The sequence below is a fragment of the Bacteroidales bacterium genome (assembly GCA_023228145.1).
Classification (GTDB): domain Bacteria; phylum Bacteroidota; class Bacteroidia; order Bacteroidales; family CAIWKO01; genus CAIWKO01.
The window spans coordinates 92,498-107,968 of the sequence record JALOBU010000006.1; the positions used below are offsets into that span (position 1 = coordinate 92,498).

At 38.2% G+C, this 15,471-nt stretch carries 16 protein-coding genes and 1 other RNA gene; 15 read left to right on the forward strand and 2 right to left on the reverse strand.

Going from position 1 to position 15,471, the window contains the following annotated elements:
• Positions 1-58 precede the first annotated feature (58 nt).
• An RNA gene (rnpB, locus tag M0R16_04625) (RNase P RNA component class A) lies at positions 59-427 on the reverse strand.
• A gap of 117 nt (positions 428-544) precedes the next feature.
• Here rnpB and M0R16_04630 point away from each other — a divergent pair.
• The 6 genes from M0R16_04630 (at position 545) to cysQ (ending at position 5,520) form a co-directional block, all read left to right on the forward strand.
• Complete coding sequence (locus M0R16_04630) at positions 545-1,750, forward strand: beta-ketoacyl-[acyl-carrier-protein] synthase family protein (GenBank protein ID MCK9612167.1); 1,206 nt, start codon at positions 545-547, stop codon at positions 1,748-1,750.
• Between the two features lie 26 nt (positions 1,751-1,776).
• Positions 1,777-2,838: a beta-ketoacyl synthase chain length factor gene (locus M0R16_04635; protein ID MCK9612168.1), complete on the forward strand. Its 1,062-nt coding sequence runs from the start codon at positions 1,777-1,779 to the stop codon at positions 2,836-2,838.
• A complete protein-coding gene (locus M0R16_04640; GenBank protein MCK9612169.1) occupies positions 2,832-3,587 on the forward strand; it encodes a polysaccharide deacetylase family protein in 756 nt (251 codons plus the stop codon). Before M0R16_04635 ends, M0R16_04640 begins: the two co-directional genes overlap by 7 nt.
• A gap of 4 nt (positions 3,588-3,591) precedes the next feature.
• The gene (locus tag M0R16_04645) at positions 3,592-4,242 is read left to right on the forward strand and encodes an outer membrane lipoprotein carrier protein LolA (GenBank protein ID MCK9612170.1); all 651 of its coding nucleotides are present in this window, start codon (positions 3,592-3,594) and stop codon (positions 4,240-4,242) included.
• Positions 4,243-4,246: 4 nt separating this feature from the next.
• A complete protein-coding gene (locus M0R16_04650) occupies positions 4,247-4,624 on the forward strand; it encodes a hypothetical protein (protein MCK9612171.1) in 378 nt (125 codons plus the stop codon).
• Between the two features lie 98 nt (positions 4,625-4,722).
• On the forward strand, positions 4,723-5,520 hold the full coding sequence (cysQ, locus tag M0R16_04655) for a 3'(2'),5'-bisphosphate nucleotidase CysQ (GenBank protein MCK9612172.1): 798 nt from the start codon (positions 4,723-4,725) through the stop codon (positions 5,518-5,520).
• Here cysQ and M0R16_04660 read toward each other — a convergent pair.
• A complete protein-coding gene (locus tag M0R16_04660) occupies positions 5,495-6,040 on the reverse strand; it encodes a glutathione peroxidase (GenBank protein ID MCK9612173.1) in 546 nt (181 codons plus the stop codon). The genes cysQ and M0R16_04660 overlap by 26 nt on opposite strands.
• A 217-nt stretch (positions 6,041-6,257) precedes the next feature.
• Between M0R16_04660 and M0R16_04665 the strand changes: the two genes are divergently transcribed.
• From M0R16_04665 to lgt, 9 genes are all read left to right on the forward strand, one after another.
• On the forward strand, positions 6,258-6,650 hold the full coding sequence (locus M0R16_04665; GenBank protein ID MCK9612174.1) for a hypothetical protein: 393 nt from the start codon (positions 6,258-6,260) through the stop codon (positions 6,648-6,650).
• Between the two features lie 30 nt (positions 6,651-6,680).
• Positions 6,681-10,103: a gliding motility-associated C-terminal domain-containing protein gene (locus M0R16_04670; protein MCK9612175.1), complete on the forward strand. Its 3,423-nt coding sequence runs from the start codon at positions 6,681-6,683 to the stop codon at positions 10,101-10,103.
• A 152-nt stretch (positions 10,104-10,255) separates the two neighbouring features.
• Positions 10,256-11,083, forward strand: a complete 828-nt coding sequence (locus M0R16_04675; GenBank protein MCK9612176.1) for a transketolase — start codon at positions 10,256-10,258, stop codon at positions 11,081-11,083.
• Between the two features lie 6 nt (positions 11,084-11,089).
• Positions 11,090-12,046 carry a transketolase family protein gene (locus M0R16_04680; protein ID MCK9612177.1) on the forward strand — a complete coding sequence of 319 codons (957 nt, stop codon included), beginning with the start codon at positions 11,090-11,092 and terminating at the stop codon, positions 12,044-12,046.
• The gene (locus M0R16_04685; GenBank protein ID MCK9612178.1) at positions 11,994-12,911 is read left to right on the forward strand and encodes a M15 family metallopeptidase; all 918 of its coding nucleotides are present in this window, start codon (positions 11,994-11,996) and stop codon (positions 12,909-12,911) included. Before M0R16_04680 ends, M0R16_04685 begins: the two co-directional genes overlap by 53 nt.
• A gap of 158 nt (positions 12,912-13,069) precedes the next feature.
• A complete protein-coding gene (surE, locus tag M0R16_04690) occupies positions 13,070-13,837 on the forward strand; it encodes a 5'/3'-nucleotidase SurE (protein MCK9612179.1) in 768 nt (255 codons plus the stop codon).
• A complete protein-coding gene (locus tag M0R16_04695) occupies positions 13,830-14,120 on the forward strand; it encodes a hypothetical protein (GenBank protein ID MCK9612180.1) in 291 nt (96 codons plus the stop codon). The genes surE and M0R16_04695 overlap by 8 nt, the downstream gene beginning before the upstream one ends.
• A complete protein-coding gene (locus tag M0R16_04700) occupies positions 14,120-14,656 on the forward strand; it encodes a DUF192 domain-containing protein (GenBank protein ID MCK9612181.1) in 537 nt (178 codons plus the stop codon). Before M0R16_04695 ends, M0R16_04700 begins: the two co-directional genes overlap by 1 nt.
• Positions 14,653-15,459 carry a prolipoprotein diacylglyceryl transferase gene (lgt, locus tag M0R16_04705; protein MCK9612182.1) on the forward strand — a complete coding sequence of 269 codons (807 nt, stop codon included), beginning with the start codon at positions 14,653-14,655 and terminating at the stop codon, positions 15,457-15,459. Before M0R16_04700 ends, lgt begins: the two co-directional genes overlap by 4 nt.
• Positions 15,460-15,471: the final 12 nt, after the last annotated feature.

Genomic DNA, 15,471 nt, shown 5'->3' on the forward strand with positions numbered 1-15,471 from the left:
TGAAAAGGCTTGCTGTTTCATTATCAAAAATAACTAAAAATGCGGAGTCTGCAAAAAATAAAGCAGCAGTTCCGTAAGCCGGGTTCTGTTTTAGCCTGTCATTTATCTGGCTGCGCAGTTACCTGAACAATCTAACGGCCTACCCTCCGGAATCGGGCGGGCAGCCCTCTGTCTCCGGTTTATTTGGCCTTTCAACCCATAAGGTTTGCCCGTGTGCTATGTTGCCATAGCAAGCCGTGAGCTCTTACCTCACGTTTTCACCCTTACCTAAATACCGAAGTATCCTGGCGGTTATTTTCTGTGGCACTGTCTGTCTTCCGGTTGCCCGGAATCCTTCCCGTTAGGAAGTATGGCGCCCTTTGTTGCCCGGACTTTCCTCCCCCCCGACAGGCAAATCTGTCGGGACAGCGACAAGCCGAACTGTTGCTTTATCAATGCAAAATTATGAAAAATAACTGATATGAAGCGTGTATATTAGTATGTGAATTAACCAACTGATTATTTTCCAAAAAATAGCTACTTTCGCACTACAATAATTTCATGGATGGCATCAGAAAAAGTTTATATAAAAGGCATGGGGATGATATCTGCCATTGGTTTTAATGTGCAGGAAGCCCTGCATTCGCTCCGTGAATTGAAATACGGAGTGGGGCCAATAACCCATTTGGATACGGTTTATAAAGGAACTATCCCTGTGGCGGAGGTAAAAAAAACCAATGAAGAACTGAAGAACTTTCTTTGTATTGACACAGATACTGTTATTTCCAGGACATGCCTTCTTGGAATGTGTGCTGCATCAGAAGCTGTTAATTCGGCAGGCATTGATACCGGCAAATTCCGTTGCGGGATTGTTTCCGCTACCTCTGTAGGAGGTATGGACCTCAGTGAGATTTTTTATGATGAGTTTTACAACGACCACAGCAAAGGCGATAACAGGTATGTGAAAAGCCATGACTGTGCCGACAGCACCATGCGTATTGCCCTATTTCTCGGTATAAAAGACTTTCAGGCTACCATCAGCACGGCGTGTTCTTCGTCAGCCAATGCCATCATGTATGCTTCCCGGCTGATAAAGAATAATATCCTTGATATAGCAATTGCCGGAGGCACCGATTCGCTGACAAGGTTTACTGTCAACGGCTTTAACACCCTGATGATACTTGACAAAAATCATTGCCGCCCGTTTGATGCAGGTCGTGCGGGCTTGAATATCGGCGAAGGCGCTGGTTATGTGGTACTTGTCTCTGAAAAAGTATTAAACGAAACACAGAAAGAAGCTTTTGCCGAAGTGAAAGGTTATGGCAATGCGAACGATGCTTATCATCAGACCGCTTCTTCTCCCGACGGACAGGGAGCTTTTCTGGCGATGAGCAAAGCTATGTCGATGAGCGGCCTGCAACCCTACGAAATTGATTACATCAATGTTCACGGGACAGGAACAGGGAACAACGACCTTTCGGAAGGCATTGCCATGAAGCGCATTTTTGGAGACCACGTGCCGCTGTTCAGTTCTACGAAACCTTTTACAGGGCATACCCTTGGAGCTGCAGGGGGAATAGAAGCTATCATATCCATTCTTGCAATAAAGAATAAATTGGTTTTTCCAAACCTCAACTTTAAGGAGCCTATTCCCGAGCTGAATATTTCGCCTGTTACCCGTTTAACGGAAAATGTTAAAGTTACTAATGTTTTATCCAATTCTTTTGGTTTTGGAGGCAACAACTCATCCCTGATTTTATCCGAAGTGTAATAAATGGACAAACTTCAAACTCTCTTATGAAAGCATATATAAAATCATTTTCGTTAATAAGCCCTTCACCCTCGTTTGAAGAAGTGTTGCAAGTATCAGCACAGATTGAATATAATTCCCAATACCTGACCTGTATTGAACCGAATTATAAATCTTACATCAACCCTACTTTGATACGCCGCATGAGCCGGGTTGTTAAGATGGGAGTAACAGTGGCGTTGCGATGCCTGAAAGATGCCGGTATCGAGAACCCCGATGCGATTATAGCAGGCACAGGCCTGGGTTGCATTGAAGACACTGAAAAATTCCTGAATGAAATCATCATCAACAAAGAACAATTTCTACCTCCTACATCATTCATACAATCCACACACAATACCATAGCTGGGCAGATTGCACTTCTGCTGAAATGCAACAGTTATAACTACGCTTATGTTCATCGAAACTTTTCGTTTGAAAATGCCCTTCTGGATGCCCTGATGATGTTACATGAAGAAGAAAATAAGAATATACTTCTTGGTGGTGTGGATGAAATTACGGCAGTTTCTTACGAAATAATGAAGCGTTTGGGGATTTATAAAAGCGTTGAAGGGCTGACAACAAATGTTTTTATAAACCCCACAGAAGGAAGTATAGCTGGAGAGGGGGCATCTTGTTTGTTGCTATCCGACAAGAAAGAAAATGCTATTGCTCTTATAAATGGAGTAAAAACATTTGTTAATCCTGAAACTTCAGAAGAAATAAATAAACAGATTAATGAGTTTCTAAAATCTCACGAATTAACGCCAGAAGATATTGACAATATTATTATGGGATACAACAGTGATAGCCGTTACGATGTAATTTATAATAGTGTAGAAAAGGAATTGTTTCCCAACAAAAACATTTTGTATTATAAACATCTCTGCGGTGATTATTTTACATCTTCGGCATTTGCAGTCTGCATGGCAGCTTATATACTAAAAATAAAACAAATTTCTCCTGCCATAATATTTAAAAAGGGAAATGAAGCTGTTCCCAAACACATTTTAATTTATAATCAGTTTTCCGGACAAGAGCATTCATTAATTTTATTATCAGGATGCTGAAATACAGAACATTCACTATTATTTTTATTGTCAGCATTGTCAGCATTGCAATGCTTTTCCTTTACTCTGGTATCTCTCCTTGGTGGTTTTTTGTGGCAGCTTTATTGTATTTGTTTTTTTTGGTGGTCGGTTCTTCATTTATTAAGATGTCATTTTTCATTGAAGCATTATGCCGCTTTCAAAGCCGGGACAAGATAATTCTTTCTTTTGATGACGGCCCGGATGAAACTAACACCCCAAGGATACTGGAAGTATTGAAAAAACATGATGCAAAGGCTATATTTTTTTTAATCGGAAGCAATGCCGAACAACACCCAGAACTTGTAAAAAGAATATCTGCAGCCGGGCATAATATAGGCAACCATTCATATCAGCATAATTTTTTATACGACCTCAAGACATCTCAGGCTATCGAAAAAGACATAACAAAATGTAATGAAATAATTAAGGGCATAACAGGCAAAGAATCGGAATTTTTCAGGCCACCTTATGGAGTTACAAACCCTGCAATAAAAAAAGCACTCAGCAGAATTAAGTTGATTCCTGTTGGTTGGAGTCTGCGTACTTTTGATACCGTTACAAAAAACAAAAACAAGCTTTTCAGAAAATTACAAAAAGTTAAACCGGGATATATCATACTTTTTCATGACAGAGTGAATGATATTGAAATGATTCTGGATGATTTTCTGTTATTTTGCAAAGAAAAAAAACTCATAACTGTATTACCCGAAGAAGTGCTAAAGAAGTAAAAGGATGAAAAAAATATTTTATATTCTGTTGTTGATTGTTACTGTCCCTATTGGCACCCTGCATGCTTTACCTCCAGATACAACATTTCGCGTGTTGAAAGATACATCTGTCCTGAAGCGTAAAATAAGTGAATATACTGCAAGCCTGCAAAGTCTTGAAAGCAATTTTGTGCAGCATAGGTATATATCTGTATTAACCGTTCCCGTAGAGTCTAAAGGATATTTCTGTTATAAAAATGATGCGATGATACGCTGGGAATACATTGAACCGTTCAAATACCTGATGATAATTAATAACGAAACGGTATATGTCAGCGATGAGGGTAAAAATACTGCCTTCAATATGTCGGGAAACACCGGCTTTGGCAGAATTGCAAATTTATTTGACAAAATGTTCAAAGGAAATGTAATGGATGATAAAAAGGATTTTTCGTGTGGGTATTTCGAAAATGACTTGTATTATAAAATGGTACTGAATCCAAAAAATAAAAACATTAAAAACTTTTTTATTGAAATTCACCTATATTTTGAAAAATCATTATTTTCGGTGGAAAGAATTATTATGAAAGAGCAATCGGGCGATATAACCGATATCATTTTCCATGACAGAAAGCTTAACGGAAATGTGCCTGACGATAAATTTATCATAAAATAGTTTTATGCTGAAAGATACTTTTTTTAAGATATTGGAATTTTCAAATGAAGGAAACAAGGATGTGTTCAAAGTTGAGATAAACCAACAACATAAAATTTTTGAAGGGCACTTCCCCGGAAATCCTGTTGTTCCGGGAGTTTGCCTTTTTCAAATGGTAAAAGAATGTATTGAAGTTAAAGAGGCAAAGAAACTTCAGCTTTCAAAAGCGAAAGAGATTAAATTTCTAAGCATAGTTAACCCGCAATTAAATAATGTTTTGCATATTGAAATCATTCCCGGAATGGAAGAAGATGGTTTGTTGCCATATAATATCGTTGTTTACGACGGTACAAATGTATGTTTGAAAATGAAATCTGCTTTTGCAGTGAGCAGTTATCAGTGAGCAGTTATCAGTAAACAGTTATCAGTGTACACTTATAGGTAATCAGTTATCATTTTCATAATTTTCCAGTGACTAATTTAACTTTAAATAATAGAAAAATGACGGAACTATTGCAGATGGCTGTTTCGACCGCAGTTGATGCAGGAAAAGAAATAATGAAAATATACCATGACAGGGTGAGGATAAGTATTAAAAGAAATTTAACTCCTGTTACCAATGCCGACAAGGCGGCGAACAGGCTTATCATTGAAAGATTAGCCGTATCAGAAACACCCGTAATTTCTGAAGAAGCATCGATAATACCTTATACCGAGCGCAAACAATGGCCATTATGCTGGTTGGTTGACCCGCTGGACGGAACTAAGGAGTTTATTACTAAGAGTAAGGATTTTACAGTGAATATTGCTTTGATTAGAAAAAACATTCCCGTGCTTGGTGTCATTTATGCACCAGCCTATGAAACACTTTTTTTTGCAGGGGAGAATATTGGCTCATTCAAAATCAGCAATGTTTCAGAGATAGTGTCTGTAAATAATGATATTAGCGCCATGATGGTTAAAGCTACAAAGTTGCCATGCACCCGAACTGAAACTTATACTTACATTGTTAGTAAGTCACATATTAATACAAGGACACGCAAATACCTGAAAAACGATACACGCCCAAAGCAATTTCTAAGCAAGGGCAGCTCATTAAAATTATGCGCTCTTGCCGAAGGCAGTGCCGATGAATACCCGCGTTTCGGGCGTACCATGGAATGGGATACTGCCGCCGGTGATGCCATATTGCAAAACGCCGGAGGAAAAATTGTCAGTGCGGCAGGAGGGGAGGCATTGAAATACAACAAAGCCGACCTCGCAAACCCCGAATTTATTGCGTACCGTTTATCCAGTTGACAATAGATTCAGAAAAAGGTTTTACTGATGATGCAAAGGTGTTGAACAATTTGCCATTCTTGTCAATAAGATATTTCTGAAAATTCCACTTTACATTGGAATCCATCACGCCATTCAGTTTTTTGTCGGTAAGCCATTGATATACCGGGTCCATATTTTTTCCAGTAACGCTGACTTTTGACATCATCTGGAAAGTAACGCCATAATTCCGTGAACAGAATTCTTTAATCTCCTCGTTATCCAATGGCTCCTGATTCATGAAATCGTTTGAGGGAAACCCAAGTATAACAAAGTTCCCGCTTCCATATTTTTTGTGTAGCTCCTCCAAGTCTTTATATTGTGGTGTATAACCACATTTTGAAGCGGTGTTAACAATCATCACTTTTTTTCCTTTCAGAATAGAAAAATCAAATTCATTTCCATCAAGAGTTTGTGCTTTAAGCATGTAAAAACCTGAACTGTTTTGTGCAAACATAATGTTAGCTGTCAATAAAGTAAATATTAAAGTAATTGTTCTCATTGTTTTACTTTTTTTACATTTATCAAAAATTGAACCATTATTTAGAATTAATTTAAATAATTTTTTTAATTTAATTGTTAATAGAATTATTAAAAATTTTACTCATAACTTTCTGTTTTTTACGTTTATTTACTTAAATTTGCTAGTTTATTAATAATATTTCATGTTTATGTATTTAAAATCCAGCCTCATACAATTTTTTTTATTTGTTATTTCATTGAATTTATTTGCCCAAACAAATACCGGATGGTTACCTATCGGTTTATCTGCAAGCGGTAAAAATATGCAAAATGGTGTGGAAGCATTTTACCAGCTTGGTAAATGCAATAGTGAAGATGTAATTTGTATTAAATTTATTAACAATAATAATTTTGGTGTAAATATGGAATGGAATGATGCTGTTTTTACTATGGAACATAAATGGATTAGTAACGTAAAAACCGAAAAAAGAAAATGCTTAACACTTGGACAAGGAGAAACTGTATCAGGAGATTGCAAGAAAAATAAGAACAGTGAACTGCGGGTAAAAATAAATGAATTTATTACTGACATTAAAGATTTTAACTTGTTTGGTTTAAATAATTTTAAAGTAACAAGTATTATTGAATAATATTTCGTTCTAATGATATATCATCCCAAAATGAAACATTATTACATAAAAAGTTTTTTATTAATAATTTTTATACTTCTAGGTATTTTCTCTTCATTTTCTCAACAAACAGTATCCACCACTGTTTATTTTTCGGGATTTCAGGCTTGTGGGGGGTGTACTGTCTGTGGTGATGACTATTGGTGCACTAACACTCCGGGAAGTTATTGCGGGGATACTGAACCATGCCGATCAATATCTTTCTTTGACCCTGTTCCTCCCGGAAATGTTATATCCAATGTTGTTGTAAATTATTGGACGGGAAGTTGCGAGGGAGCAGCAATTTATGGCACTTTAGCTAATAATTCTACAGATATTTTTACACTCCCTGTAGCTTATGATGGCAATACCGGATGCTTGTGCAGTGACCTTCCATGCGTGCTTACAACTTCCGTTTCAGCCAGCTTCCCTTGTGGAATCAATGGCTATAATTATGGAGGCATTAATTACTTCACAGTATGTTCTAATGCGCCCATGTGTATTAACAGGGCAGAACTTATTTTTTCATATGTAGATATTAGTGTTATGACTCCAACCATAACCGCATCAGGGCCAACATTTTTCTGTGGAGGCGGAACAGTTACGCTTACTGCCAACAGCGGATATATTTCTTACAATTGGAGTACAGGAGATAATACACAGTCAATCACTGTTTCACCAACTTCTACAACAACTTATACTGTTTCAGTTACCACTACTACAGGATGCACTACAGCAAATGCATCATTAACAGTTACAGTTGTCCCTTATCCTACTATTACTGCTACAGCAACATCACCTACAATATGTGTTGGGCAATGCACTGACCTTAATGCATCAGGGGGAACTACTTACGGATGGGCGCCGGGGAATCTTACCGGAGCTACAGTTAATGTATGTCCAACATCAACTACTGTATATTCAGTGCTGGGCGAAAATTCAGGTTGTACGGGTACAACAAATGTAACTGTTAATGTGTTTCCTAATCCGGTTACAACTGCAACAGCATCACCAACTATTATTTGTACGGGGCAAAGTTCAACTTTGACAGCAAGTGGTGCCAGTACTTATACCTGGCAGCCTGGTGATATGACGGGAAGCAGTGTTACTGTTTCTCCAACGACAACAACAATTTATACTGTTACAGGAGCAAATGACATTTGTACATCCCAGGCAACTGTTACCATTACTGTTGACCCAACCCCAGCTATTACAGTTACGCCATCAGCCCCTTCAATTTGTTATGGTCAATCAGTCGATTTGACAGTAAATAGTTCAGTTCCTTTAACAAACTGTACGTGGAACCCTACTACAGGGTTAAATCCACCGAATTCATGCAATCCCACAGCAAACCCAACCACAACTACTACATATTTTGTCCAGGGGCAGTCAGGGGCAGGATGTTCCAATACTACAAGTGTAACTGTCACTGTTAATCCATTGCCATTAGTAAGCGTATCTTCAGATGCTCCCAATAATACCATCTGCAGCGGTCAATGTACTCAACTTTCTGCTACCAGCACTCCAGCCGATACAGGATGGTTGTGGGCGCCGGGTAATGGATTAAGTTCAACTACAATATCAAACCCTGTAGCTTGCCCAACAGCAACAACTACTTACACAGTAGGTGCTCAGACTGCAGCAGGGTGCACAGGCACTAACAGTATAACTATAACTGTAAATCCGACATCAACACTTATTGTGTCTCCCGACCCTGCAAATATTTGTGCTGGCAATAGTGTGCAGATGGATATAACCGGTATTCCACCCTTGAGTAATTGTACCTGGAGCCCAACCACCGGCCTGACACCTCCGAACGGCTCTTGTTCACCGACTGCTTCACCGGCTTCGACAACAACCTATACAATCACTGGGGAGAATGCTTACAATTGCACCAGCAGCACATCTGTAACTATAACAGTTCACCCGAACCCTGTAATCACCATCACTCCTGAAGCTGATACGATATGTTATGGAGAGTCTACAACACTCCAAGCTTCCGATAATCCATCAGGGCTTGTTACTACATGGACCTGGGACCCTCAATCATATCTGAATCCGGCAAACAGCAGCACAACAATTGCTAATCCGCCCTCCACAGTAACTTATACACTTACAGGCACTTCTGACGCAGGCTGTACTGATTCTGAATCAATCAATGTTGTTGTTGACCCTTTACCAGTACTCACGTTTGATATCTTGCCAAATTTATGTATCACTTCCACTCCCTTTTTGCTGACACAAGCTTTGCCTTCAGGAGGCTATTATTCAGGTCCAGGAATTTTCAATGATACTTTATTCCCATCTATGGCAGGTGTCGGTACTCATACTATTACATATTACTACACTGATCAATTGACGGGTTGTTCAAATACTATTACACAAACCATCACTATAGATGCAGGCATTACAGTTTTGGTCAATCCTTCCAGTGTTACCATTTGTCCAGAAAACAATGCTATGCTCACGGCCAGTGGTGCTACCACTTATGTTTGGTCGCCATTTCTTGGGCTTAGCTCCAGCACAGAACCTATTGTTATAGCTCATCCGCCTACAAGCCAGATTTATACTGTGGTAGGTTCTGACCCTAACGGGTGCAGCGGAGCGGCAACCGCAACAGTAAATTATTATAACACTAATATTGTAAATATTTTTGCAGAACCTCCTTGGGGATGCAACCCTGTTCATATTACAGGTAGTTATGTGCCAGAATGGCTTATTAGAGATTCTTCATGGGTGTGGAATTTTGGAGATTACTATAGCAATAGTGATGTGTATCACGAAAAGAACCCTACTCATTTTTATCAGCATGAAGGTAATTATGTAATATCGTTTCATGCTCAGGATACAAACGGGTGTGCTGTAATTGATACCGAATACGTTGAAGTATTCATCACTCCCCAAGCTGATTTTTATTCCATACCCGATGTCGCATACACCGACAACCCCCAAGTTCAGTTTATTGATTTGTCACTTGGTGCAAACTACTGGTTCTGGAATTTTGACGACTATGCCTCCTATGAGTATAACTTTTCTGATCAACAGAACCCCTTCCATATCTTTTCAGACTCCGGCACTTATCTGGTTCAGTTGATAGTAACCAGCAGCCATAATTGTTCTGACACCGTTGAAAAGCCAATAAGGATTAATCAGGAAACTACCATATTCATTCCAAATGCATTTACGCCAAACAATGACTTACTAAATGATGTTTTCAAACCCAGCATTATAGGTATAGATAATGCGTCTTATAAATTCTATATTTTCGACAGGTGGGGCAGGCAGCAATTCTTCACAGATAATGTTGAAAAGGGGTGGAATGGTAAATATGATGATAAAGAATGCGAGACAGGTGTCTATGTTTACCTGATATTATATAAATCATATACAGGAAAAGATTTTAAACTAAAAGGCACTGTGACGTTGGTCAGGTAATTCTTAACAATGTTTAAAATGTTTTGATAAAGAAACGGCCGATAGTTGGTTAAATGTTTTATTATGTGTTATTTTAAAGCTATATCCGTTATTGTTCTTGTGTTTGAAATCGTAAAATTATTAATTGAAATATTTATAACTATACTACAATAATGGCTTTTAAAAATTTTAAAATTGACGAACTTAAAGATATTTCAAAAAATATTCGTAAAGATATATTGCTGAGCCTTGCTGAGGCAGGCTCTGGCCATACCGGAGGCTCACTGGGGTTGGCTGATATATTTACCTGCCTGTATTTTTCTATAATGAACCATAAACCTGATGACCCGGGATGGCCTCTGAGAGACCGGCTTATACTTTCCATTGGCCATGTTGCACCGGTTCTGTATGCTACTTTGGCTCATGTAGGCTATTTCCCTATCGAAGAGTTATTGAGTTTACGTAAATTGTGTTCCCGCCTTCAGGGGCATCCGGGAAGAGACCATGGCCTGCCGGGTATTGAATTGTCTGCCGGTTCACTTGGACAAGGCTTATCTGTTTCGGTGGGGATGGCGCTTGCAGCAAAATATGATAAAGCAAACTACAGGATTTTCTGTGTTATGGGCGACGGAGAATTACAGGAAGGTTCTGTGTGGGAAGCGGCTATGAGTGCAAGCCATCACAAACTTGACAATTTATACGTGATAGTTGACCGCAACAATCTTCAGATTGATGGCAAAACATCAGATGTTATGGAAATAGAGCCCCTGCATGAGAAATGGAAATCTTTTGGATGGGAAGTTATGGAATGTGATGGAAATAATCATGAAGATTTTATTTCTGTATTTGATAAGTTCGAAGAACGAAATTCAAAACCCAGGATTATTATTGCTCATACGATAATGGGAAAAGGAATACCTCCTATAGAGAACGATTACCGCTGGCATGGCAAAGTGCCATCAAAAGAAGAGGCTGAAACATTTATTGGGATGTTAAAATAATTTATTATGGAATTTATCAACAGAGGTAGCAGGCCTACAAAAATCGGTTTTGGAGAAGGTATAGCAGAAGCGGGAAAAAGATTTTCGGATTTATTTGTTTTAGGAGCGGATATTACAGCATCTGTCGGTCTGGATTTATTTGCAAAAACATTTCCCGAACGCTTTTTTTCGCTGGGTATCGCCGAACAAAACTGTGTCGGCGTTGCTGCGGGTTTGGCACTCAATGGGAAAATTCCTGTATTTGCTACCTATGGCGTTTTTGCTGCGTTAAGAGCTGCAGATCAGATAAGGGTTTCTATATGTTACAACAATTTGCATGTGATAATAGGCGGAGCACATGCCGGCATTTCTGTCGGACCTGATGGCGCTACTCACCAGGCTTTGGAAGACTTAGCCGTGATGCGTGTATTGCCTAATATGACTGTGCTTTCACCTTGCGATGCCACGCAGGCAAAATTATTGGTGCTGCATGCAGTTGAAAAATTAAAAGGCCCCGTTTACATTCGCTTTGGACGCGAAGCAGTGCCGGATTTTACATCTGAAAATTTACAAACTGAAATAGGTAAAGGGCAAGTATTTAAAGAAGGTGCTGATGTTTGTATTATTGCGACAGGGCATATGGTGTGGGAAGCCTTGCAGGCGGCTTACCGGCTTGAAGAAAAAGGTGTTAATGCAAGGGTAATAAACTTACATACCGTAAAACCCATTGATAAAAAGATTATTATTGATGCGGCACGAGAATGCAAAAAAATTATTACCGTTGAGGAGCACCAGGTTTCTGCGGGGTTTGGTAGTGCAGTGTCGGAGGTTGTATCACAGGAATGTCCGGCAATTATGAAATTAATTGGTGTTCATGACCGTTTTGGCGAATCGGGGAAACCTGACGAACTGATGAAAAAATTTAAACTGAATGCAGAAGATATTTACAATCTGGTTTTGGAATTCATGGCTGAAAAACATTGAAGCGGATATGAAGATTTTTAAAAGCAGCGGTATATTTATGGCAGTTGTGCTGATTTTTTTATTATCATACTATTTTATAGTGTATAAAAATAAACCTAATCCCCCTCAGGCAAATAATCAGCCTTTGCTCAATACTGCTGATACTTCAAAAACGTTAAGAAAACAATATCAGTTTACAAATGATACGACTGTTACTATTGAATTTCTTACCGGGAAATTTAACCCTGCTAAAGACACAAATTTCATTGAAGTAGATGAAGAATATGCCAACAGAAGAAATATTTATCTGTTGAAAGAAACTTATCAAGCATTTATTGAAATGTATTATGCTGCCCAAAATGAAGGCGTAAAACTGAAAATTATCTCAGGAACAAGAAATTTCAATTATCAGAAATCCATATGGGAACAAAAATGGAATGGCTCCAGGCTTGTTGAAGGCAAAAACCTTGCTGCCACAATAAAAGATACTCTAGAGCGTGCCAGGATAATTTTAAAATATAGTTCAATGCCTGGAACATCACGCCACCATTGGGGCACCGACATTGACCTGAACAGCATGGAAAATAATTATTTTGATTTGCCCGAAGGAAAAAAAGTGTATGAATGGTTGTGTAATTATGCTTCAAAATATGGATTTTGCCAACCTTTCATCACCATGGGGGATTCCCGAAAAACCGGCTATCAGGAAGAAAAATGGCATTGGTCGTATATGCCACTATCCAAAGTTTTTTTAAATGAGTACAGAAAAAAAGTAACATATAGCTCAATCAGTGAATTTTCAGGAAGCAAAGCTGCGAAGGAGTTGGATGTAATCACTAATTATGTAATGAGCATAAATGAAGATTGTGTTACGATAACATATTAATTTGTAGAGCGTTATTTTGGTGAGATTATTGAGTATATTTTTATTTAAAAGTATGTCTCTTTTTTAATGAATTTATTTGAAAGTATTGTAAATAAAAAGTGGTTTTTAATTAATTAGTAACTCAGAATAATTATTGTATTTTTGTGCAAACGAATGTAATGAAAAAACCTCTCATACTCGTAACAAATGACGATGGTATAGCAGCCCCGGGCATTAGATTTCTGACAGGTTTAATGTGTAAATTGGGAGATGTGGTTGTGCTCGCTCCGGACAAACCTCAGTCAGGCATGGGGCACGCCATTACTGTCGCTAACCCAATAAGGATGCAAAAGATTTTGGTGGAAGAACATTACAAAGAATATTGCTGTAGCGGAACACCGGTGGATTGTGTGAAACTTGCTATTGACAAAATACTGCACCGCAAACCTGACTTGCTGGTTTCTGGTATTAATCACGGCTCAAATTCATCGGTAAATATTATTTATTCCGGCACAATGTCGGCAGCGCTTGAAGGTGCTATGGTCAACATTCCTTCGGCAGGATTTTCATTAAACGATTATTCATATCATGCAGATTTTTCGCATACTGCAGGCTATATTAAGAAAATATGTCAGAACCTGTTAAAATCGGGATTGCCTGGAAAAACATGTCTAAATGTTAATTTTCCAAAGAATGAAAAAAAACTCAGGGGGTTAAAAATATGCAGGCAGGCTATTGGCCATTGGAAAGAAGAATTCAGCGAGCGCAAAGACCCTCATGGCAAAAATTACTACTGGCTTACAGGAGTTTTTGAGAACCCCGATAAAGGAAAAGATACCGATGAATGGGCACTGAAAAATAATTTTGTTTCAGTAGTTCCTGTGCATATTGATTTTACAGCACATGACGTTATACCTGTAATTAAAAAGTGGAAATTAGATGTTTAAATTTTTGAAAAAAGATTCTTTTATTCTTGGGCTGATACTGGGAATTGTATTACCGGGCCTGTGTTTTGGTATTTTGTATCTTTTAAATACAACTTTGTTAGTAAACAAGGAAACAGGCCTTTCCATTTTCAAGCTCACCACCATTATTATTTTGAGCCTGATACCCAATGCGGTCGCTTTACGCATTTATCTTGTGAACCTGAAAGCCGATAAAACCGGCAGGGGGATACTATTTTTTACTTTTATTATTGCTATTATTTTTATCATTTTCTATTACATGTAATGAAACATAAGTTAAAAGGAAAAAATATTGTCCTTATTCTTATTATTATCGTTATTGCAGTGATTATAATCCTGATAATTTGGCCTTCAAAACCTCATAATAAAAGAAAACGACAGATACAGAATGAAGTGGTTCGTGAGCCTGTATTCAGAAAAGACGGCGAGTTGAAATTTGTTGATGATGGTTCAATTAAGAAAACCATTAGTATTGAAATTGTACAGTCTGAAGCTGAACGTACACAGGGCCTGATGTTCAGGAAATCAATGCCAGACAGTTGCGGCATGTTGTTTATTTTTGAAGATATGCAGCCGCTTTCTTTCTGGATGAAAAATACACATATCCCTCTCGACATAATCTTTATTGACAATGATTTCAAAATTGTCAGCATTGCAAAAAATACTGTTCCGTTTTCCACAACATCTATTCCTTCAGGTAAAGAAGCTATGTATGCCTTGGAATTAAATGCAGGCTTTTGCGATAAAAATGGTATTAAAGAAGGTGTGAAAATTAAATATAACTTAACCAACATCATATGAATTTATTGAAAATTATATGGAATCCATCTCCTGAGATTTTTACTGCAGGAAATTTTGGCTTGCGCTGGTACGGATTATTGTTTGCAACAGGTTTTTTTCTGGCTTATGCGATATTATATTATATCTATAAACGCGAAAAAATATCTCTCACGCTTCTTGACTGGCTTACATTTTACATTTTTATTGCAGTGCTTATTGGTGCCAGGCTCGGTCATTGCCTGTTCTACGAATGGGACTATTATAAAAACAACCTGTGGGAAATCCTGATGGTGTGGAAAGGCGGCCTGGCCAGTCATGGGGCTGCTATTGCCATCATCATCGCGTTGATTATTTATGTAAAAAAATATAAAGTCAATCTCTGGTGGCTCTTCGACAGGATGGCTATCGTCATCCCTGTTTCGGCGGCTTTTGTGCGTTTAGGAAATCTTATGAATTCAGAGATTTACGGAATAACAACTTCTGTGCCCTGGGGATTTGTGTTTGCTGCTGACAGAGGAGCAGGAAATTTGCCCAGGCACCCTACACAACTTTATGAAGCATTTTCATACCTGCTCATAGCTCTGGTGCTTATTATCCTTTACAGAAAAAATATTGGTATAAATCGTCCCGGTTTGTTTGTGGGCGTTTTTCTGGTAGCCCTATTTACTGCTCGTTTTTTGATTGAATTTCTAAAAGAAGTACAAGTAAACTTTGAGAATAATATGTCGCTTGACATGGGGCAATGGCTGAGTGTCCCCTTTATTCTTCTCGGAATCGGATTCATTGTATTTGCTTTAAGAAAAAACCCAAAAATAATTCAATAAAAAAAGCTGCCT

What these genes read in the sequence shown, in the direction of transcription:
- M0R16_04630 (MCK9612167.1), top strand. Translation starts at nt 545, where the DNA reads ATGGCATCAGAAAAAGTTTATATAAAAGGCATGGGGATGATATCTGCC.
- M0R16_04635 (MCK9612168.1), top strand. Translation starts at nt 1,777, where the DNA reads ATGAAAGCATATATAAAATCATTTTCGTTAATAAGCCCTTCACCCTCG.
- M0R16_04640 (MCK9612169.1), top strand. Translation starts at nt 2,832, where the DNA reads ATGCTGAAATACAGAACATTCACTATTATTTTTATTGTCAGCATTGTC.
- M0R16_04645 (MCK9612170.1), top strand. Translation starts at nt 3,592, where the DNA reads ATGAAAAAAATATTTTATATTCTGTTGTTGATTGTTACTGTCCCTATT.
- M0R16_04650 (MCK9612171.1), top strand. Translation starts at nt 4,247, where the DNA reads ATGCTGAAAGATACTTTTTTTAAGATATTGGAATTTTCAAATGAAGGA.
- cysQ (MCK9612172.1), top strand. Translation starts at nt 4,723, where the DNA reads ATGACGGAACTATTGCAGATGGCTGTTTCGACCGCAGTTGATGCAGGA.
- M0R16_04660 (MCK9612173.1), bottom strand. Translation starts at nt 6,040, where the DNA reads ATGAGAACAATTACTTTAATATTTACTTTATTGACAGCTAACATTATG.
- M0R16_04670 (MCK9612175.1), top strand. Translation starts at nt 6,681, where the DNA reads ATGAAACATTATTACATAAAAAGTTTTTTATTAATAATTTTTATACTT.
- M0R16_04675 (MCK9612176.1), top strand. Translation starts at nt 10,256, where the DNA reads ATGGCTTTTAAAAATTTTAAAATTGACGAACTTAAAGATATTTCAAAA.
- M0R16_04680 (MCK9612177.1), top strand. Translation starts at nt 11,090, where the DNA reads ATGGAATTTATCAACAGAGGTAGCAGGCCTACAAAAATCGGTTTTGGA.
- M0R16_04685 (MCK9612178.1), top strand. Translation starts at nt 11,994, where the DNA reads ATGCAGAAGATATTTACAATCTGGTTTTGGAATTCATGGCTGAAAAAC.
- surE (MCK9612179.1), top strand. Translation starts at nt 13,070, where the DNA reads ATGAAAAAACCTCTCATACTCGTAACAAATGACGATGGTATAGCAGCC.
- M0R16_04695 (MCK9612180.1), top strand. Translation starts at nt 13,830, where the DNA reads ATGTTTAAATTTTTGAAAAAAGATTCTTTTATTCTTGGGCTGATACTG.
- M0R16_04700 (MCK9612181.1), top strand. Translation starts at nt 14,120, where the DNA reads ATGAAACATAAGTTAAAAGGAAAAAATATTGTCCTTATTCTTATTATT.
- lgt (MCK9612182.1), top strand. Translation starts at nt 14,653, where the DNA reads ATGAATTTATTGAAAATTATATGGAATCCATCTCCTGAGATTTTTACT.